At 65.1% G+C, this 18,837-nt stretch carries 19 protein-coding genes; 3 read left to right on the top strand and 16 right to left on the bottom strand.

Features of this window, described 5'->3' with window-relative positions; all coding sequences use genetic code 11:
* Window positions 1-226 precede the first annotated feature (226 nt).
* Window positions 227-355 carry a hypothetical protein gene (locus tag ABGN05_RS17030; RefSeq protein WP_367955239.1) on the top strand — a complete coding sequence of 43 codons (129 nt, stop codon included), beginning with the start codon at window positions 227-229 and terminating at the stop codon, window positions 353-355.
* Window positions 356-709: 354 nt separating this feature from the next.
* Here ABGN05_RS17030 and ABGN05_RS17025 read toward each other — a convergent pair whose 3' ends face one another.
* The 11 genes from ABGN05_RS17025 to ABGN05_RS16975 all read right to left on the bottom strand — a co-directional run bounded on the left by ABGN05_RS17025 (window position 710) and on the right by ABGN05_RS16975 (window position 12,812).
* Window positions 710-1,639, bottom strand: a complete 930-nt coding sequence (locus ABGN05_RS17025) for an ABC transporter permease (RefSeq protein ID WP_367955238.1) — start codon at window positions 1,637-1,639, stop codon at window positions 710-712.
* Window positions 1,632-2,672, bottom strand: a complete 1,041-nt coding sequence (locus ABGN05_RS17020) for an ABC transporter permease (protein WP_367955237.1) — start codon at window positions 2,670-2,672, stop codon at window positions 1,632-1,634. The genes ABGN05_RS17025 and ABGN05_RS17020 overlap by 8 nt, the downstream gene beginning before the upstream one ends.
* Window positions 2,669-4,240, bottom strand: coding sequence for an ABC transporter ATP-binding protein (locus ABGN05_RS17015; RefSeq protein ID WP_367955236.1), 1,572 nt, complete (start codon window positions 4,238-4,240; stop codon window positions 2,669-2,671). Before ABGN05_RS17015 ends, ABGN05_RS17020 begins: the two co-directional genes overlap by 4 nt.
* Window positions 4,241-4,252: 12 nt before the next feature.
* Window positions 4,253-5,206, bottom strand: coding sequence for a BMP family protein (locus tag ABGN05_RS17010; RefSeq protein WP_367955235.1), 954 nt, complete (start codon window positions 5,204-5,206; stop codon window positions 4,253-4,255).
* Between the two features lie 41 nt (window positions 5,207-5,247).
* A complete protein-coding gene (locus tag ABGN05_RS17005) occupies window positions 5,248-5,919 on the bottom strand; it encodes an isochorismatase family protein (RefSeq protein ID WP_367955234.1) in 672 nt (223 codons plus the stop codon).
* Window positions 5,920-5,933: 14 nt separating this feature from the next.
* Window positions 5,934-6,533 (bottom strand): helix-turn-helix domain-containing protein, encoded by a 600-nt coding sequence (locus ABGN05_RS17000; protein WP_367955233.1) that lies wholly within the window; start codon window positions 6,531-6,533, stop codon window positions 5,934-5,936.
* Window positions 6,534-6,536: 3 nt separating this feature from the next.
* Window positions 6,537-6,815, bottom strand: coding sequence for an acetone carboxylase subunit gamma (locus tag ABGN05_RS16995; RefSeq protein ID WP_367955232.1), 279 nt, complete (start codon window positions 6,813-6,815; stop codon window positions 6,537-6,539).
* Window positions 6,812-8,608, bottom strand: a complete 1,797-nt coding sequence (locus ABGN05_RS16990) for a hydantoinase B/oxoprolinase family protein (RefSeq protein ID WP_367955231.1) — start codon at window positions 8,606-8,608, stop codon at window positions 6,812-6,814. The genes ABGN05_RS16995 and ABGN05_RS16990 overlap by 4 nt, the downstream gene beginning before the upstream one ends.
* Window positions 8,609-8,611: 3 nt before the next feature.
* Window positions 8,612-10,726, bottom strand: coding sequence for a hydantoinase/oxoprolinase family protein (locus ABGN05_RS16985; RefSeq protein ID WP_367955230.1), 2,115 nt, complete (start codon window positions 10,724-10,726; stop codon window positions 8,612-8,614).
* Window positions 10,723-11,298: a helix-turn-helix domain-containing protein gene (locus ABGN05_RS16980; protein ID WP_367955229.1), complete on the bottom strand. Its 576-nt coding sequence runs from the start codon at window positions 11,296-11,298 to the stop codon at window positions 10,723-10,725. The genes ABGN05_RS16985 and ABGN05_RS16980 overlap by 4 nt, the downstream gene beginning before the upstream one ends.
* 299 nt (window positions 11,299-11,597) lie before the next feature.
* On the bottom strand, window positions 11,598-12,812 hold the full coding sequence (locus tag ABGN05_RS16975) for an acyl-CoA dehydrogenase family protein (protein ID WP_367955228.1): 1,215 nt from the start codon (window positions 12,810-12,812) through the stop codon (window positions 11,598-11,600).
* A 221-nt stretch (window positions 12,813-13,033) separates the two neighbouring features.
* Between ABGN05_RS16975 and ABGN05_RS16970 the strand changes: the two genes are divergently transcribed.
* Window positions 13,034-13,723 carry a TetR/AcrR family transcriptional regulator gene (locus ABGN05_RS16970; protein WP_367955227.1) on the top strand — a complete coding sequence of 230 codons (690 nt, stop codon included), beginning with the start codon at window positions 13,034-13,036 and terminating at the stop codon, window positions 13,721-13,723.
* A gap of 62 nt (window positions 13,724-13,785) precedes the next feature.
* On the opposite strand, the gene ABGN05_RS16965 is transcribed toward ABGN05_RS16970, so the two are convergent.
* Complete coding sequence (locus ABGN05_RS16965; protein ID WP_367955226.1) at window positions 13,786-14,706, bottom strand: LysR family transcriptional regulator; 921 nt, start codon at window positions 14,704-14,706, stop codon at window positions 13,786-13,788.
* Between the two features lie 120 nt (window positions 14,707-14,826).
* Here ABGN05_RS16965 and ABGN05_RS16960 point away from each other — a divergent pair, with 120 nt between their 5' ends.
* Complete coding sequence (locus ABGN05_RS16960; protein ID WP_367955225.1) at window positions 14,827-15,417, top strand: carboxymuconolactone decarboxylase family protein; 591 nt, start codon at window positions 14,827-14,829, stop codon at window positions 15,415-15,417.
* Between the two features lie 66 nt (window positions 15,418-15,483).
* Here ABGN05_RS16960 and ABGN05_RS16955 read toward each other — a convergent pair whose 3' ends face one another.
* The 4 genes from ABGN05_RS16955 to ABGN05_RS16940 are packed head-to-tail and all read right to left on the bottom strand — an operon-like array spanning window position 15,484 to window position 18,664.
* Window positions 15,484-15,726: a lipoyl domain-containing protein gene (locus tag ABGN05_RS16955; protein ID WP_367955224.1), complete on the bottom strand. Its 243-nt coding sequence runs from the start codon at window positions 15,724-15,726 to the stop codon at window positions 15,484-15,486.
* Entirely contained in the window at window positions 15,723-16,703 is a 981-nt protein-coding gene (locus tag ABGN05_RS16950; RefSeq protein WP_367955223.1) for an alpha-ketoacid dehydrogenase subunit beta, read from the bottom strand. The genes ABGN05_RS16955 and ABGN05_RS16950 overlap by 4 nt, the downstream gene beginning before the upstream one ends.
* On the bottom strand, window positions 16,703-17,683 hold the full coding sequence (locus ABGN05_RS16945; RefSeq protein WP_367955222.1) for a thiamine pyrophosphate-dependent dehydrogenase E1 component subunit alpha: 981 nt from the start codon (window positions 17,681-17,683) through the stop codon (window positions 16,703-16,705). The genes ABGN05_RS16950 and ABGN05_RS16945 overlap by 1 nt, the downstream gene beginning before the upstream one ends.
* Window positions 17,684-17,740: 57 nt before the next feature.
* Entirely contained in the window at window positions 17,741-18,664 is a 924-nt protein-coding gene (locus ABGN05_RS16940) for an alpha/beta hydrolase (protein WP_367955221.1), read from the bottom strand.
* Window positions 18,665-18,837: the final 173 nt, after the last annotated feature.

The raw sequence follows: 18,837 nt of genomic DNA, 5'->3' as shown, positions 1-18,837 counted from the left end.
CGGCGTTGGCGGCGCCGATTCGGAACGCCATCGGAGGAGACGGGATGATGCCAATAGAAATTGTCGGAGTGCGGGAGCAGGCGGCAGGAGCGCTTCTGGATGCGACCGAGGCGCTGCCTACTTGTGCGACCTCTTGGCAGGAACGGTAGTAGGTTCGGGGACCGTTTCAAACGAAAACTGCCGGGAGGCCGGATCCTCTTGCATCGCCGAGCGGCCGGGCATCGAGATGATCGACGACGGCGAAGCAAGCACCGGCTTGATGCGCTTCGGAGACAGGGTGCAGAGGGAAGCCAAGCTGCCCGACGGCACACCGCTGTTTGGCGGCATCGACCAGAAGATGGTCAAGGCCGGATGAGCAGATCTCGAAGCACGCCACGCGGTTGATGGTGCGGCGAACCGGTGTTCCTGGTCTAATTGTTGGGAAAATCCGTCCCCAAGACGCACGGGATCTGTCCCAGTTCAAAGCCAGATGATGGCAATTAAGTAGGGGGACCGCGCCAGCGGAGTGCCGGCGAAATTTTGAGTACGTCGACCCCGCAGAAGCATATGGGAGCGCCGCGGGTTGTGTGGCAAAGTTCGCTTCCAATCTTGACATCTCGGGACCGTCGGCTTCCAGGCAACTGCCCTTTCGGGCTAAACGACAGTTTTGAGAGCGCAAGACTGCCATTTGCAGTTTATCTCTCAACCTGCCTGGAGCGGGTTGATACCCTTACCGTTGAGGTGAAAACGCCGTTCCCAACGCTGCTGGCATTCGGCTGCCGCGCGACGCCAATGCCAGCGACACGATCGCCACCACATAGGGCGCGATGACGAAGAACTGGTAGGGTACTCCGGGATAGCCGGCCTGCATTCGGATCTGCAGCGCGTCGGCGATGCCGAAGCCGAGCGCAGCGACGATCGCCCCGAGCGGGTTCCAGCGGGCGAACACGACGCAGGAGATGGCGAGGAAGCCGCGTCCGGCCGTCATGTTCTCGACGAAGCCCCACAGCTGCGCCGTGGAGAGGAAGGCGCCGCCGGCTGCGGCGAAGGCGCCGCTCGCCATGACGCAGAGAAAGCGCACGCGATCGACGGCGCCGCCGGCCGCGTCCAGCGCCTGCGGATAGTCGCCGGCGGCCTTAATCATCAGCCCGAGGCGGGTCGACGAGAGCATGAAGGCGAGCAGGGCGGCGCCGATCACCGCGAGATAGACGAGGGCATGCTGGCCGAACAGGATCGGCCCGACGATCGGCACGCCGGCGAGACCGAAGAGGTCGAGTTCGCGGAAGCCCGGCACCTGCACCGCGGTGCCGCCCTGCGCGAGCGTCAGGCGGAAGCCGTAGCCCGACAGGCCGATGCCCAGGAACAGCAGCGCGATGCCGCTGACGATCTGCTCCGCCTTCAGCCGCACTGTGAAGACGGCGTGGATCGCGCCCATCGCCGCCCCGGACAGGATGGCCGCCGCCAAGCCGGCCCAGGGGCTGCCGGAGGAGACGGTCACGAGGACGGCGACGAAGGCGCCGACCAGCATGATGCCCTCGATGCCGACGTTGATGACACCCGCACGCTGGGAGATCGTCTCGCCGATCGCCGCGAGCGCGATCGGTGTGGCGAGCCGGATGCCCGCCGCCAGCAGGCCGCTCAGGAAAAGCGCCTCATCCATCGGCCGTCTCCGCCTGCCCTCGCTTCGCCCGGTGCGCGACGTAGACGCTGCCCGCCAGGAACACGAAGATGATCGCGCCTTCGAGGATGTTGATGATCGGGAACGGCACGACCCCGTTTCGCGCCAGCGTGCCGAGACCGGCATAGAGGAGCGAGAAGCCGAGGGCCGAGACCGGTACCAGGAGGGGATTGAGCCTAGCCACCAGAGCCACCGCGATGGCGGTGATCCCGAAGCCGGGTGCGAAGCCTTCCTGCAGGCGACCGTAGATCCCCGTGATCTCGACCGCGCCGGCGAGGCCCGCCAGCGCGCCGGACAGGGTCAGCACGCTGCCCGCGATCCAGCGCGGATCGATGCCGGCATAGCGGGCCGCATGCGCATTGGCGCCGACGACGGCGAGCTTGAAGCCGTAGCGGGACCGCCGTGCCAGGATGGCAACGGCGACGACGGCGGCAAGGGCAATCAGAAGGCCTGCATGAATGCGCGTTGCCTCAAACAGGATTGGCAGCCGCAGCGCCGCGTCGAGCGGGTCCGAACGCGGTATGATGCGCATCGTTTCCTGCATCGGCCCGCGCACCAGCCAGGACAGGATCTGCAGCGCGACGTAGTTGAGCATGATCGTCGCGATGATTTCGTTGCCGCCGAAGCGTCCCTTGATGACCCCCGCTATGCCGCCCCAGGCCGCGCCGCCGACGATCCCGCCCGACAGCAGGAGCAGCAGGCCGAACGCGTCGAGCGGGACGAGCGGCGCGAGCGCCATCGCCACCACGCTGCCGGCAATCAGTTGCCCGTCCATGCCGATGTTGAAGACGCGGGCTCTGAAGGCGAGGGCGATCCCGAGGCCAAGAATGGTCAGCGGGATGCTGCGCAGGACCGCCTCCAGGAAACCCGACCGGGTGAACAGCGCGCGTTCGCCGATCCCGATCGCCACCGAGAGCGGATTGGCCCCCGCGAGCAGGATCGCGCCGACGACCAGCGCCACGATGCAGGCGGCGGCGATGACGGCCTGCCGCGCGATATCGCTACGATCAGTCATGCCGGTCCACTCGCATGGCCAGCGATCCAGGCGCCGATCTCGTCCCGGGCAATGTCGCCACGGCTCGTGGGGCCGAAGGTGCGCCCAGCGGCGAACACCATGATCCGGTCTGCGAGCCGGAGAATCTCGTCGAGGTCGGAGGAAACCAGGAGCACGGCTTTCCCGGCCTGGCGGGCCTCCTCCAGGAGCCCATGCACGAAGCGGATCGTCTTGATGTCGAGCCCGCGCGAGGGATGGGCCGCCAGGATCAGCCGCGGATCTCCGTCCATCTCGCGGGCGAGCACGAATTTCTGCTGATTGCCGCCCGACAGCTGGTCGATCCGCTCGTCGGCGCCCCGTGTCCGTACGTCGAACAGGGCCAGTCGTTCACGCACCAGGCGCTGAAGGGCGGAGTTCCGCACCATACCGTGACGGACGAGAGCCCGCCGATCGCTGTGGCGGAGGAGATAGTTCCGGGCCAGCGACATCTCGCCCACGATGCCCGATCGCCGGCGGTCTTCCGGAACGTGGGCGACGCCGGCGCGGCGCAGGTGGGCCGCCGTCCAGGCGGAGCCTGCCGAATCCCGTCCCAGGCATTCGATCCTGCCGCCAAGAGGCACGTCCATCCCTGCCAGCACGCGCATCAACTCGCTCTGCCCGTTGCCATCGACGCCGGCGATCGCCACGATCTCGCCGCCATGCAGGTCGAGCGACAATCCGGAAACCGCGATTGACCCATTGCTGCGCCGCAGCGTCACGTCCGCCAGGCGGCACACGGCATCGGTCCCGGATGCGGACGAGGAGCGGAGGGTCGTCTCGCCCGTCACGATGGCACGCGCCTGGTCGCGGTCGCCGCTGCCAACCATGTGCAGGACGACGTCGTCGGGCGTGAGCCCGGCTGCCGGTGCGTCGGCCACGACCTCGCCATTGCGCAGCACCACTGCCCGGTCAGCGACGGCGAAGATGTCTTCCAGCTTGTGCGTGATGAGGATGACGGCGGTACCCTCCGCCTTCAGGCGCCGGATCGTATCGAACAGATGCGCCTTGTCCTCCGGGCCGAGCACCGCCGTCGGTTCGTCGAGGATCAGCAGCCGCACCTTGTGGATCAGCGCCTTGACGATCTCGATCCGTTGCTGCTGGGCGACGTCCAGCCCCTCGACCCGGGACGTCGTGTCGACGGAAAGGCCGAGCGTCCGCGCCGCCGTGTCGATCGCCTGGCCGATCTGCCGGCGGTTCAGCCGGCCGAGCCCGAGTTCGGGCATCGCCAGCGCGATGTTGTCGAGGCCGGTCAGGGTGGGAACGAGCGTGAAGTGCTGATGGACGACCCCGATGCCAGCTCGCACCGACTGCGCCGGCGAGTCGAGGCTGACCGGCCGGCCGTCGACCAGGATGCTGCCTTCGTCGGGCCGGAGCAGGCCCGACAGCATGTTGACGATGGTCGATTTGCCGGCCCCGTTTTCCCCCACCAGCGCGAGGACCTCGCCGGGACGGACGGCGAGGTCGACCGCGCGGTTGGCGACGACCGCGCCGAACCGCTTCGTCACGCCTCTCAGCGCGACGAGCGGGGGGACCGATCCTTCATCGGACACGCTGCTTGCCTCTCACTTGGGAGGCAGCGTACCGTCGGCGAACTCCTTCATCATGGCCTGGATCCTGGCCATGTCCTCGGCGGAGATCTTGCTTTCGAAGTCACGGAAGGGCGCCAGGCCGATGCCGTTCTCGTTGAGCCCCAGCACGTAGCTTTCCGGCTTGAGCGATCCATCGATCAGGCGGCCCACCGCCAGGTCGATGTTGACGTCCATGTTGATGAGCGCGGTCGTGATGATGGTTTCGGGCGCCATGGCCTGGCTGTCGAAGGCCGTGCCGATCGCCTGCACGCCCGCCTTCTGCGCCGCCTGGATGGTGCCGACGACGTTCTCGTTGCCGGTCGACGTCACGACGTCGGCGCCCTGCTCGATGAGCGACGTGGTAATCTCGGCGCCGCGGGCGATGTCGCTGAACGAGCCGACATAGGCGGACAGGACCTTCACTTCCGGCCGCATGCTCTTCGCGCCGGCCTCGAAGCCCTTGTTGTAGTCCTCGATGACCGGAACCGGGATCGCGCCGATGTGGCCGATCGTGCCGCTCTTCGTGTAGAGGCCGGCCACAGCCCCGGCCATGTATCCGGCATCGCCCCAGCGGTTGTCGAAGGATGCGACGTTCGGCGCGGCTGCGACCTGCGCCGTATTGACGACGAACCACGTGTCGGGAAACTCGGCGTGGATCTCCATTACCGGCTCGGCGAACTGGAAGCCGTGGCCGATGATCATGTCGTAACCCTCTTCGGCATAGGAGCGCAGCACGTCCTGGATCTGGGCGAAGTCGGTGTTTTCGCGCACCACCACCTCGATGTCGTACTTCGCCTTGGCCGCCTCGATGCCCTTGTTCGCGGCCGAATTGAACGTGCCGTCTGTCACCGGGCCGGGCAGAACAAGCGCGATCTTCTTGGTTTCAGCGATGGCCGTGCCGGCCATCAGCGCGAGGACGATCGCAGTACCTGTCATAAGCTTCAGCATGTCAGTTCCCCATTGTTGGTTCTGGTTGTCAGTCCCACCCGTTACGGCACGAGCCGTTCCAGGATCTCGTCGGCGGTCATCACGTCGCCGAATTGCTGGATGATGTTCTCGAGGCTCGCCTGGTGCTCGCGCTCCGACAGCGCGGCTGTGCCGTCCGCGACCATGATCACCTTGAAGTCCATCATCATCGCGTCCCGGGCCGTCGACTCGCAGCACACGTTCGTCTTGGTGCCGCAGATCAGCAGGGTGTCGAGACCGAGGCTGCGCAGAACGCGCTCGAGTTGCGAGGAGCCTGGCACCAGCGCGCTGTAGCGGTTTTTGAACAGCTTCACGTCGCCGTCGCGGACGTCGAGTTCCTCCCAGATCGCCTGTCCGGACCCGCCCGGCGACAGGCTCTCGATGGTCCGGCTGCGCAGGTCGTCGGAGACGAAGTGATCGAAGAAGTTGCGCCAGTCGCTGGTGGTGCCGACGCCGACATTGGCATGCGTGCACCAGATCACGGTGCCGCCCGCCGCGCGCAAGCCCGCCGCCAGGCGATTGATCGGCGCGATGATGCCGCGCGAGGCGGGAACCTCGGCGGGCGCGCCGGGTTCGCAGAAGGTCTTCTGCATGTCGACCACAACCATCGCGGTCCTCGCCGGATTGATGCTGTCGAAGATGTGGAGCCGGCCGCGCCTGGCCACGACCCGGTCGATGATGTGCTGGCTGATCATGTCGAGAAGTCTCCCTAGAATGACAGGCCGTCGGAGAAGACCCACAGCAGGACTGCCTTGTCCTTGCTGGGGTTCGTCCACCGATGCGGGATGTCGCATTTGAAATGAAGCGAATCGCCCTGTGCGAGCCGGTGCACCTCGCCGTCGATGTCGAACACCACCGATCCCTCCAGCACGTGGACGAGTTCCTCGCCCGGATGGCTCATCAGTTCGGAGCCGGAATGGGTCTCGGGGCCGATCGTGCCGATGCGGGCTTCCAGCAGGCCCGGCACGAAGCCGATGTTGAGGTCCTCCAGCACCATCGACATCTCGGGAAAGTCGCGGCGCCCGCGCTGGCCGCGCCGCACGACCGCCGATCGCGCCACCCGTGTGCGGGCCCGGTCAACGAGGAAGCCGAGATTGGCGTCGAGCGCCGAGGCGAGGTTGATGGCATGCACGAGGCTCGGGTTGAGAAGTCCGTTCTCGATCTTGCTGATGGTGCTGGCGGGCACCGCGGACGTGCGCGCGAGATCGGCAATGCTGAAACCGCGTTCGCGGCGCAGCATGCGCAGCCTCTCGCCCAGCGTCTCTCCCGCCATCTGGTGCACGCCGACTGTTTCGCGTTGCGCCGCCATCGCTCAGGACCAGTCGACCCGGTCGACCAGGAAGGGCTCTCCTGGAAGGGCCGTTTCCGTGTCGAGCGTCGTGCCGCAGGACGGGCAGTAGAAGCGGCGCAGCAGCACGCCGCCGTCGGTTCTGAACATCGGGCCGCCGCCTTCGCCAAGCGGACGCTCGTCGAGCACCGCGACGTCCTTCCAGCTCGCTTCGACAGGTGCTAGTTCATGGCCGCAGGCCCGGCAGGCGGTCTTGCCGGCGCTCAGGACGAGGGTCGGGGAGATCGATCTCGGGGGGCTCATTGCACGACCCTTTCCAGCCTGGCCGCCCGGCTGATCGCACGCAGATCCTGAGTGGCCGGTACGTCCAACTCTCCGTCCGGGCCGAGGATGACGCCGTAGATGTCCCGCGCCGCCTCTACGCTGACGAGATCGCCGGCGACGTCGGCCGCGACACGCTCCGGGTCACGGTCGAGCGGATCGCCATAACCGCCACCGCCGTTCCATCGGACGTAGAGCGCGTCCTTGCCCATCAGCGGAAAGACGCCCCACGAGACGGCGTCGCCATCGGCCGTGTCCGCGGCCTCCACGTCGCCACCATTCCTGGCTTTTGCCCAGGCATACTTGTTCGGCGCACCCGGAAAGCCGCCTGCCAGGCCGTCGCTCATCGGGTGGCGGTCGCCCTTGCCCGAGATCACGTAATGGATCCCTCCGTCTGGCGCCTTGTGCGGGACGACCGCGAGCTCGCCGCCGCTGCCGCCGCGCCACAGCCCCGGCCCGCCGGAATCCTTCATGCGGCGACGAAAGAGGTAGCGGATGGGGAAATTGGCCTCGACGGTTTCGACATTGGCCATGCGCGAGATCGGGTTGGGGATCTCGCCGCCGATGTCGACGCCGTCGGCGAAAGATCGCGCACCGCCAGCCCCGGCGAAGGTCTCGGTGAAGATGCCGATCGACTGCCCGCCCTTCTGGTTGCGTCCGAACTTGAAGATGGCGAAATGGTTGGCGTGCCACACCGAGGTCGCCTGCTCGCGATAGCGGTCGCTCGCCGCCAGCATCTTGCCAATGGTGGCGCAGGCTGCATTGTTGACGGACTGGATCGCCGCGACGGTCGCGACGGAGACGGGCGCGGGGCGCGTGCAATTCACGATCGACCCTTCCGGCGCAACCATCTCGACTGGCCGGATCACCCCCTCGTTCCAGGTGATGTCGTAGCAGAGCAGGGGGAAGAGCGGCGCGAACAGGCCGCCGAGCGACGCCCATTTGGTGCAGTTGATGGCATGACGGCTCTGCTCGCTGGAGCCGGTGAAGTCGAAGACCAGCCGGTCGCCCGACTTGGTCATGGTCAGCCTGACGGTGGCCGTCTCGCCATTGACGTCGAGATACTGGCGCGACTGCCAGCTGCCGTCCGGTAGTTCCTTCAGGCGCGCCCGCAGCAGGGTCTCGGACTGGGCAATGAGTTCGGAGCCCGCGGCATCCACCGTCTTCGCGCCGTACTTCGCGGCCAGCGCTTGCATGCGCTCGCGCGCTACGTTGTTGCAGGCGATCATCGACCGCAGGTCGAGCATGACCATCTCGGGCGAGCGCACCATGTTGAGGAGCGTGTCGACCACGTCCTGGACCATCTCTCCCTGGTCGACAATCCTGATGCCGGGCGAAGAAAAGCCTTCCGTGAAAATGTCGGCCGATTGCGGGCTGAACCCGCCCGGGTTCATCGCGCCGATGTCGTAGACATGCACGAAGCAGGCGCTCCAGGCGATCAGCTCGCCCTCGAAATGGATCGGCGCGACCAAGTAGATGTCGGAGGTGTGCAGCGCGGCGGTATAGGGATCGTTGAGCAGGAACACGTCGCCTTCGCGGATGCGCCCCTCGAACCGTCGGATGATCGACTTGCAGGCTTCCGCGGCACTGGTCAGGTGGTGCAGGAAGCCGACGCCGCCCATCAGAAGGGACCCGTCTGCGCGGTAGAGCGACACCATGAGGTCGTGGCCTTCATTGGTGATCGCGCTGCCGGAGACGTGCTTCAGCGTGATCACCGCCTCGTCGATGATGCGGAAGAGGCGGTGGCGGATGATCGAGAAGGTCATCGGATCCATGGCTCAGCCCTCCATCTCGAGCACGATGTTGCGATAGCCGTCCATCCGGGCGGTCTGACCCTCCTGGACGGCGATGGTGGTGATCGGCGTGTGGATCACGGCCGGCCCCAAGAGGCGGTTGCCCGGCGACAGCCGCGAGAAGTCGTAAATGTCAGACTCTACAAGCCTGCCGCGCACCTCGACGAAGATCGGCCGGCGGCCGATGCGCGCGCCTTCGCAGGCGGCCTCGCCTTCTGCTTCGACAGGCAGTCGCGGCGGCTGCATGAGGCCGCTCGCGGTCAGGCGAAACATCGTCATCTCGATGCCCGCTTCGCGGTAGGCTGACCCCTTGCCGAACTTGCGCTCGTAAAGGCTCTCAAAATCGTCGATCAGAGCCGCAAGACCCGACGCGTCGAGCGGGGTCGTGGCGCGCACAGGTGTCGTCACCTCGTGGACCTGGCGGCGGTAGCGCAGGTCGACGGACCAGTCGAACCGCGTCGCCTCGCCGGTAAAGCCCTCGGCTTCCAACTGCTGGCGCGCCCGTTCGGTCAGCGGTGCGAAGATCGCGTTGACCTCTCCGACGTCGACGTCGGAAGGCAGCGTCGTGGTGGTCGAATACTCATGGCGGACATCCGCAGTCACCAGACCGAACGCGCAGTTCACCGATGCCGTATAGGGGATCACGATGCGCTTCACCTCCAGTTCCTCGCCAAAGGCAGAGGCCAGCATGCCGCACGTGCCGCCGAAGGCATGCAGCACGAAATCCCGCGGATCGAGCCCGCGCTCGACCGTGATCGTGCGGATCAGGTCGGTGATCTGCGCGGCCGCGATCCGGTAGATGCCAATGGCGGCCTCCTCGACCGAGACGCCGAGCGGATCGGCGATCCTCTCTTTGAAGATGCGTCGCGTGTTGACGACGTCGAGCGTCATCGAGCCGCGCAGGAAATGGCCGGGCTCCATGTATCCGATCAGGAGCATCACATCCGTCAGGGTCGGTTCGGTGCCGCCGAGCCCGTAGCAGATCGGACCCGGACGCGATCCGGCCGAGCGTGGTCCCACGGTCGGGAGCCTGGTCTTGGGATCGAGCTGGACGATGCTGCCCCCGCCCGCGCCAATCGAAACGACGTCGATCTTCGGCGCGACGTAGTGGAAGCGGTCCACCATGGGCTCGCGCGCATAGTCGAGTTCGCCGTTCTGGATCACCCCCACCTTGAAAGTGGTGCCTCCCATGTCGGCAGCGATGATCTCCGTATCGCCCATCAGGTCGCCGAGGAACTTCGCGCCGATGACGCCCGCCGCGGGGCCACATTCGATCATGCCGACCGCCCGATCGCCCGATTCCGACGCCGGCAGCAGGCCACCATAGCCCTGCATCACCATCGTCTGCCCGCGATAGCCGTTCTCGGCGAGCAGTCCCTCCAGCGAGCGCAGATAGTCGCGCGTGACACGCCCGGCATAGGCGTTGATCACCGCCGTCGACGTTCGCTCGTACTCGCCCGGCACCGGCGCGATGTCGCTCGACAGCGTGACGTAGACCTCCGGGGCGATGCGGCCGATCAGGTCGCGGACGGCGCGCTCGTGCTTCGGGTTGAAGAATGACCAGAGGAACGACACCGCGATCGCCTCGACCTTCTTCGTCTCGACCAGATAGCGCACCGCGCGCTCGGCCTCTTCAAGGTCGAGGTCCTCGACGACCTCGCCGTCGCAGTCGATGCGCTCGCGGATCCCCCGGATCGCTCCGGTCGCCACCAGGGGTTCGGCGCGATCGGTGCGCACGGGGTTCTTGATCCCGTCCTCGGTCAGCCCCGACCACCGGCCATAAGCGCCGCGGGTCACCAAGAGCGTGTCCTCGAAGCCCCGCGTCGCAAGCAGGCCGGTCGCCGCACCGTCCCGCGTCAGGACGGTGTTGTCGACCACGGTCGAGCCGTGGATGAAGAGCGTCGTCTGTTCCAGCACGTGCCGGCGGTCCACGCCCATGATCTCGGTCGCCGACGCGATCGAGGCCAGCACGCCGGTGGCGAAGTCGGGCGGCGTCGACAGCGCCTTGCCGATGTGGATCTCGCCAGTCGATGCGATGATGATCGTGTCGGTGCAGGTGCCGCCGACATCGGTGGCCACGATGTAGGTCGTCTCGCTCATGCCGTCTCCTGTCCCCCGTCCGTCGCCGCATGTCCTGCCTGATCGGCCAGCGCCTCGACCACGAGCAGGCGCCCGCCGGCCTGGCTCCGCCAGCCCCGCAGCACGCCCGCCTGCGCATGAAAACTGTCGCCGTGCCTAAGCAGGGTCTCTTCGCCGTCGAGCGCGACCGCCACGCTGTCGGCGAGCACGTATCCGAACACGGCGTTCGACGGCAGGCTCGCCGCACCGTCGGCGCCGACCTGCACGATGCGCGCCCGCATGCGGGGCGAGCGCAGCGTCCGCGTCAATTCCGTCGTTTCAGTTGCATCGGATGCGGGAGAGTAATCTGAAATGGAGTCCCTTCTGCGCGACGCCTCGACGAGGTCGTTGAGGTTGGCGCCGAGCACGTCGGCCAGACTGACCACCGTCGCCAGGCTCGGGTTGGTGCGGCCGGCCTCGAGGTCCCGCACCGCCCGCTCCGAAAGGCCGGCTGCGCGCGCAAGTTGCGCGATCGTGCGGCCGGAACGCTCCCGCAGAAAGCGGAACTGGCGTCCGATCTTGCGGACGTCGGTCTCTCGGGAAGACGGGGACATCGCTCGCGGCTCCGCTCCAGACATTCACTATTGTCGGAAGATGGACTGATCTGAAACAAGATGTCAATGCGAGCTTGAGGGGCTTTCAATTGCTCCCCATTTGACGGGATCCGAGCGAAGTGGCTCACCTCCTAGCCGAAGACGAGACTATCGATAGCGTGAGAGGGTCGCATGAGCGTGGCTCACGCGATCCGCGCGTGGCCGCTAGATACCTCCGGCTGCGGCCATCGCTGCCACGGCAAGCGGCACAAGCCGCATTGATTTCCGCCTTCCTCGAGCCTGAATACCTGCCAAGGTGCTCAAGAGCCGCCCCCCGCGGCGTCCCATTTCCAGAAGTCGCTGCCTTCCATGTCGAGATGTTTGTTGAGAACCATCTGATGGACCTCGTCGGCGCCGTCGACGAGTCGGGCCTGGCGGGCGTACCGGTAGATCCACTCGAGAACCGTGTCCTTCGAGTATCCGCGCGCGCCGTTGATCTGGATGGCCGTATCGGCCGCCTGGTGCAGCAGGTTGGCGACATGCACCTTGGCCATGGAAACTTCCTTTCGAGCGAAGGAGCCACTGTCCAGCGCCCACGCGGCCTTCATCACCAGCAGCCGGCCGATCTCGATCTTCATGGCGAGGTCGCCGAGCATCATCTGGATCGACTCCCGGTCGGCGAGGCGCTTGCCGAACCCGGTGCGCTCCGCGGCATAGGCGCGCGCGATCTCGACGCAACGCTTCGACAGGCCAAGCCAGCGCATGCAATGCGTCAACCGCGCCGGACCAAGCCGAATCTGCGTGGCCTTTAGCCCGTCACCCTCCTTCATCAGGATGTTTTCCGCGGCTATTTCGAGCCCGTCGAAGACGAGTTCGCAATGACCGCCATGCTCTTCGGGCCCCATGATCCCGATGCGCCGCTCGATCCGCCAGCCTGGCTGGTCGCGGTCGAACAGAAAGGCCGTCAGTCCCTTGCGCGGATCCTCGGAGGTCCTGGCGACGAGGATGAAATGCCGGGCCTCCTCCGCGCCGGTGATGAACCATTTGCGGCCACGAACGACGTAGCGGTCACCCTGGCGGGTGGCGATGGTCTGGATCATGGACGGATCCGACCCGCCGCCCGGATGCGGCTCGGTCATGACGAATGAAGAGCGAACACTGCCATCCACGATCGGCTTGAGCCAACGCTGCTTCTGTGCCTCAGTCCCCACAGCCTCGAGGAGCATCATGTTGCCGTCGTCAGGCGCGGCCGAGTTGAAGATGACGGGTCCGAAGATCGAACGGTTCATCGCCTCGTAGCACACCGCCATTCCGATCTTGCCGAAGCCCTGCCCGCCCGTCTCCTCTCTCAGTTGAAGACACCAAAGGCCTTGCGCGCGTGCCTGCGACCGCAGTTCGTCGGCAGTATCCAGGCGGATGTTCTCGTGTGCATCGTAGTTCGCCGGATCCGCCTCGAGCGGTAGTATCTTCTGGTCGACAAACGCGGCGATCCGCGAGCGAAACTCTTCGATACGAGGTGAAACGGTGAAATCCATGGATGATCCTCAAGCTGTCAAGGCGGGCTGGCGGCCGCCTGTCGGTAAGATTTCCGAGCGAGCGCTCGCTTTTAATTTGTCGAGCCATCGGCTGCAAGCGTTGATTTCGCCGCCATCCTCGGCGACTAACGTTGGACCCGATTTCACCTGGCGGGCAAACCTGCGACACGCCGGTGCAGCGGGTTCGCTCCAGCCGCATCACACACAAGGGAGCTCGATCAGTGAGCCAACACATCAGGCCCGGCGCGACGGATGGCTACACGATGGAGGCTCTGTGCGCCCGCATCGTCGATCGCCATGGCGAGCGCATACGCGTGCGCAAGCAACCGCTGGCCGTCGCCAATCTGACACGCATCGTCGGCGCCTTCCTGCGACTGTCCAACCGGAAGGGATTCCATGCGACGTCGCTGCGTGAACTTGCCTCCGAGTCGGGGCTCAGCATGGGTGGACTCTATTCCTATTTCGACAGCAAGGAGACGCTGCTGTTGATGGTGCTGGGGGAGGTCTCGGACACATTGAAGGAAGTCCTGTATGCGGCTCCCGACGATATTTCGCGCGATCCCCTGGCGCATCTGAAATGGGTCATCTCGACCCACATCCATCTGACAGAAAAGATGCAGCCCTGGTTCGTCTTCGCTTACATGGAAGCGAAATCCTTCCCCAAATCGGCACGGAACGCGGCTGTCGACAGCGAACTCCTGGCGGAAAACGTGCTTGCCGACATTCTTAACCGGGGCAATACATCCGGCGCCTTCTCCGTATCGGATCCGGCGCTCACCGCGGCACTGATCAAGCCACTTCTACAGGACTGGTATGTCAAACGCGCGAAGTACCGGAAGCGTGGCACGTCGATCGACCACTATGTCGAAACCGTCACGCGGATGGTCGAGCTAGCGACACGGGCCACTTGAATAGGAAAACATTGTCATTTCCATGGACCGAATGCCGCTCGAAGAGATCCTGCCGATGAACGTCAGTCGGCCGCTACCGGTCTCCACGAGCTGCCGGTTGCGAGCGTCGCGGCGATTGCGCGCAGTTGCCCTTCGACCGCGTCCCGCAGGCGTATCGATGCGCCGTGATTGGACACGGCGATCGTCCATACGACCATTTCGTTGCCGATCTTTCGGCCGGTGATGCGACCGCCTTCACGCATCTCGCGGCTGATCGATTCCGGCAGCAGCGCGTAGCCGACACCCTTTTCCACCAGTTCCATTGCAACCGCGGCATCCCCGACCTCTGCCAGAATCGTCAAGTCGATGCTGGCCGCCTGCGCAGCGGCATTGATGCGACGCCGCAACGGGTTCTGCACCGGGGGGACGATCAGCGGCAGGCCTTCCACCTCGCTCCATCTAGCATTATTCGCCGCCAAGGGCTGGTCGGACCGTCCGAGCAGCATCAGCGGTTCGGTCGCAAGCGGCTTCACGCTGACCAGGGGAACCTGCGTCTGCGGGCTTATCAGGATGCCAATGTCGATCTGGCCAAAGCCCAGCGCCTGCTCGATTTCGTGCGAAACTCCAAGCTGCAACTGGATCGTGCTTTTCGGAAAGCGTTCGATGAACCAGGTAACCAAGGGCACCGCTACCGTCCTGGCCATCGAATGGGGAATACCCACCTTGATCTCGCCGGTCGGTTCGAAGTCAGCGGATCGTATCTCACCCATGACATTCTCGATTCCCGAGACGAAGGCCGGCAGGCTGTCCGCGAGATGCTGTCCTGCGTCCGAAAGCCGGACTCCGCGTCGCGTCCGCTCAAGCAGCTTTACGCCGGCTTCCGTTTCCAGGCCTCGAATGATGCGGGTCAATGTCGGCTGGCTTACGCCAAGGGACTCGGCCGCCCGCGTCAGATTTCCCATCTCGGCGACCCTCAGAAAACTGCGGATGACTCTGGTGTCCATGCCGGGGCCGGATGCGCTCCACGATCCTGCCATGCAGAATGCGTATCGATGTGATCTCAGTTCATGCATACCACACCCGCGCAACAAGGTGTACCTTGCGAGACCATCACGGAGGAAAACATGGCACCCAGGCTCAAGATGCTCGAACGGTCCGAAATGACGCGGACGCAGACTTTGCTCGTCGACACATGCACCTTCAACGGGGCGCCCGATGCGTTGATCGCCAGCATATTCACGCGCAGCGAAGTCGGCCGCGTCTGGCTGCGCGCCTGGAACGAAGTCCTCAACGGCGGCATCGTGCCCGTCGAAATCAAGGAGATGTGCCGCGTCCTGCTGTCGACAAAACACCAGTGCGGCTATTGCTCGACCGTGCGCTCCCGCGTCGCCGCCGCGGAAGGCCTGAGCGAGGAAAAACTCATGGCCACGATGGATTTCGAGAACAGCCCGCTGCTGTCGGAGCGGGAAAAGGCGGCGCTCCGGTTTGCGCTCCTCTTCCACGAGGGCGACGAGGCGCTGGATTCCGACGCGGTCTTCGACGCGGTCAAGCAGCATTTCAGCGAGGAGGAAATCATCGAACTCGCCCTGCTGTGCGGTGAAACGACCGGCGTCGGCAAGTTTGCGCGCGCGCTCCAGGTTCGCACCTGGGACGAAGCCTGCGAGATCCAGCCGAAGCTGCGGACCCAGACACCGATCGCGGTCGCAGCCGAATAGCCGAACTGGCAACGGGAACCGGCCGAAATGGATGAAGGCCGGTTTCCCGTCCCTCGAGTGTGACTGTCAGTCGGTCTTGTCGATCCGGCAGACCGACGCCCCGACCTCGGCTTCGCTGCCTTCGGCGATCATCGTCTCGAGCAGGATGCCGGCACAGGGCGCCTCAACATCCGACGTGACCTTCTCCGTCTCGATGGAATATAGAACGTCGCCGGGGGCAAAACTCTCGCCGTTCTTCTTGTGCCAGGTGACGAGCGTCGCCTCGTCCATGTTCATGCTCAGCTTCGGAAGTTTGAGGACGACCTTCACGCCGCACGCTCCTTCATGATTGTTCTTATTCCATCGGCGATGCGCGCGGCGTCGGGTATCATCGCCGTTTCGAGCGGCGGCGAATAGGCGATCGGCAGGTCGCGCGTGGTGATGCAGGTCACGGGCGCCTTCAGGTAGCGGAAGCCCTCGCCGGCCGCGATCGCCGCGATCTGGTTCGCCATGCTTCCCGCGCTGCGCGCCTCGTCGGCGACCACGAGGCGGCCGGTCTTCTTCAGGGAATCGAGAATCGCCGCCCGGTCCAGCGGAAACACCGTGCGTGGATCGACGACCTCGACGTCGATCCCCTCTTCCGCCAGTTCGGCCGCGGCGCGCAGGGCAGGCCGCTGCATCGCGGCGATGGCGACCAACGTGACATCCGCCCCTTCTTTTGTAACCGTTGCCTTACCCAGCGGGATGAGCGTTTCCTCGTCCGGCACGTCGCCCATCTCTCCACCCCTGCTCGCAGGCTGGAGAAACACCACGGGGTCGTCGCAGCGGATGGCGGATTTCAACAGGCCCTTGGCGTCGCCCGAATTGCCGGGTGTGACGACATAGAGGCCGCCGAGGCTGGCAAGGGCGGCATGCGGATAGTCCGAATGCTGGGCCGAGTTGGACCGTCCTCCGCCGCCGACCGCCATGAAGACGATGGGAAGCCGGATCTGGCCGTTGGTCATCAGCCTGAGCTTGGTCGCCTGGTTGGCGATCGCATCGAAGGCCGTGTAGATGAAATTGGCATACATGAGGTGGCATACGACCCGGTAGCCGGCCGCGGCGGCGCCCACGGCCATGCCCGCCATCACCGTCTCGGATATCGGCGTGTCGCGGACACGCTCTCGGCCAAACTTCTGCTGCAGCCCTCGCGTGTCGCCGAAAATCGACGTTCCGACGTCCTCGCCGAACAGAATGACGCGTTCGTCGCGCTCCATTTCCTCGAAAAGCGCATCGTTGATCGCGTGGATCATTCTCTTGCGGGCCATCAGCGTACCTCCAGGCCGTCGAGGCTCGACACCTCGGGCCAAGGCTCGTTCAATGCTCGGTCGGCGGCATCGTCGACAGCTGCCCCGATCTCGCGGGAGATCTCCTCAAGCTGTCCCTCGTCGAGAATCTTCCGCGCCACGAGATCGGCGGCGAACCGCATGATCGGATCGGCGTTGCGGCGCTCCTCAACCTCTTCTTCGCTGCGATACGGGGTCTTCAGAAAGCCGGCCTCGCCTTCGACATGTCCATGAAAGCGATAGGTCCTCGCTTCGATCAACGTCGGACCGCCACCACTGCGCGCCCGATCGACCGCCTCATGGGCAGCCTGCCACATCGCCGCGACGTCGTTCCCGTCCACGGCGACCGAAGGCACCCCGTAGGCGGCGCCGCGGTCGGCGATGTTGCCGGAGATGACCGCCCGGGTGGGTGAAAACTCGGAATAGCCGTTGTTCTCGCAGACGAGGACAAGCGGCAGCTTCCAGAGCGCCGATATATTCAGCGCCTCCGACACAACGCCTTGCGCCGACGCTCCGTCGCCGAAGAACGCGACCGCGACGGCTCCCTTGCCGTCGAGCTGGGCGGCGAGCGCCGCACCGGCGGCGATGCCAATACCGCCGCCGACGATGCCGTTCGCGCCGATGATGCCTTTCGACATGTCGGCCACATGCATGGAGCCCCCCATGCCGCCGCAGATTCCGGAACTGCGACCGCGCACCTCCGCGAACATGGCGAAGAGGTCGCCTCCCTTGGCCAGAAAGTGGCCATGTCCGCGATGCGTGCTGGTTATGAAGTCGCTGTCGGCAAGGTGGGCGCAAATGCCGACCGCGACCGCTTCCTGGCCGATGTAGAGATGCACCGACCCGGGAAGCTCGCCTGCCTTGAAGTCGCTGGCCAGCCGCTCTTCGGCCTTGCGGATGAGCATCATCCGGCGGAACAGCGAATCCTGTTCCGCCGTCGGTATGTTGGTCAGCTGGGACATCTTGCTTTCGTCTCTCACGCCCTCGCCCGAACCGAGGGCGGGAGGATCATCGGAAGGTCACCTGTCGAGTCTGGCGAGCGTTTCTTCGAGCCATTCAGCCTGCACCTTGCCCATTTTCGCGAGGTGATCGACGTTGGTGTAGAGGCTCATGTGGTCGATGCCGCCCACCGACACCAACTTCTTGTCCGGCGACGCGATGGCGTTGAACATCTCGACTTCGAGATCGGCGGACGTGATGTTGTCGGCGCGCGCCAGGGCCACCATGACCGGTGTCTCGACGATACGCTGGGCGTAGGGCTTCACCACATAGCTCAGCAGCCACTCCGTCGATTCGATCGTGTTCCAGTGCTCGTGCAGCGGAGCTTCCTTGGCCTTGATGCCCATGAAGCCGGCATAGACGTGCGGGAAGGGCCAGGACGAGAGTTCCTTGGTCGGATCTTCCTTGGGCGACATCGGCATGTTGCCGCCCGGCTTGCCTTCGAAGCGCGCCTGCCGGTCGTCGGCGATCAGCTTCTGAAGCTCTGCGAAGCGTCGTTCGCCGTGGGTACGCCGCATCGTCTGGAACCCGTCGACCACCGGCACGGTCGAGATGACGAAGGCGGGACGCGAATCCAGCGCCGCCGTGATGATGACATGGCCGCCGGCATAGGAGATGCCCCAGATGCCGGTCCGCTTGTGATCGATGCCCTTCAACGTCTGAGCAAAGGAAATCGCGTTGCGATAATCCTCGATCTGCTCCCAGGGGTTGAGGTGCTGGCGACGGTCGCCTTCGCTTTCGCCGAAGTTGCGATAGTCGAAGTACAGAGTGGCGCAGCCGATCGCGTGGAACGACTTCGCATAGTGCGGCATCACCACTTCCTTGGTGTAGCACCAGCCACCCGCCATGATGACCAGAGGCACGTCACCCGTCACGCCCTCGGGGCGGACGAGTATGCCTTTGAGCGTGTTGCCATTGCTCTTGAATTCAACTTGCTCGGCCAATTCCGGATCCTCCCTTGGCACTAGAACTATGCCGCGCAAACTGTTCGAAACGGAGCGGTCTGTCAACCGAATTTTGAACCAGTATTCACTTCGCAAACCGGCAATCCCGAGCGGAGTTTGCCGGCGATCGGCCGCTGGTCACTCCTGATCGTCGAGACTGCCGCGCAGGCCTG

The organism is Aquibium pacificum (assembly GCF_040839445.1).
GTDB lineage: Bacteria > Pseudomonadota > Alphaproteobacteria > Rhizobiales > Rhizobiaceae > Aquibium > Aquibium pacificus.
This window is presented reverse-complemented; position numbering and strand designations above follow the sequence as displayed.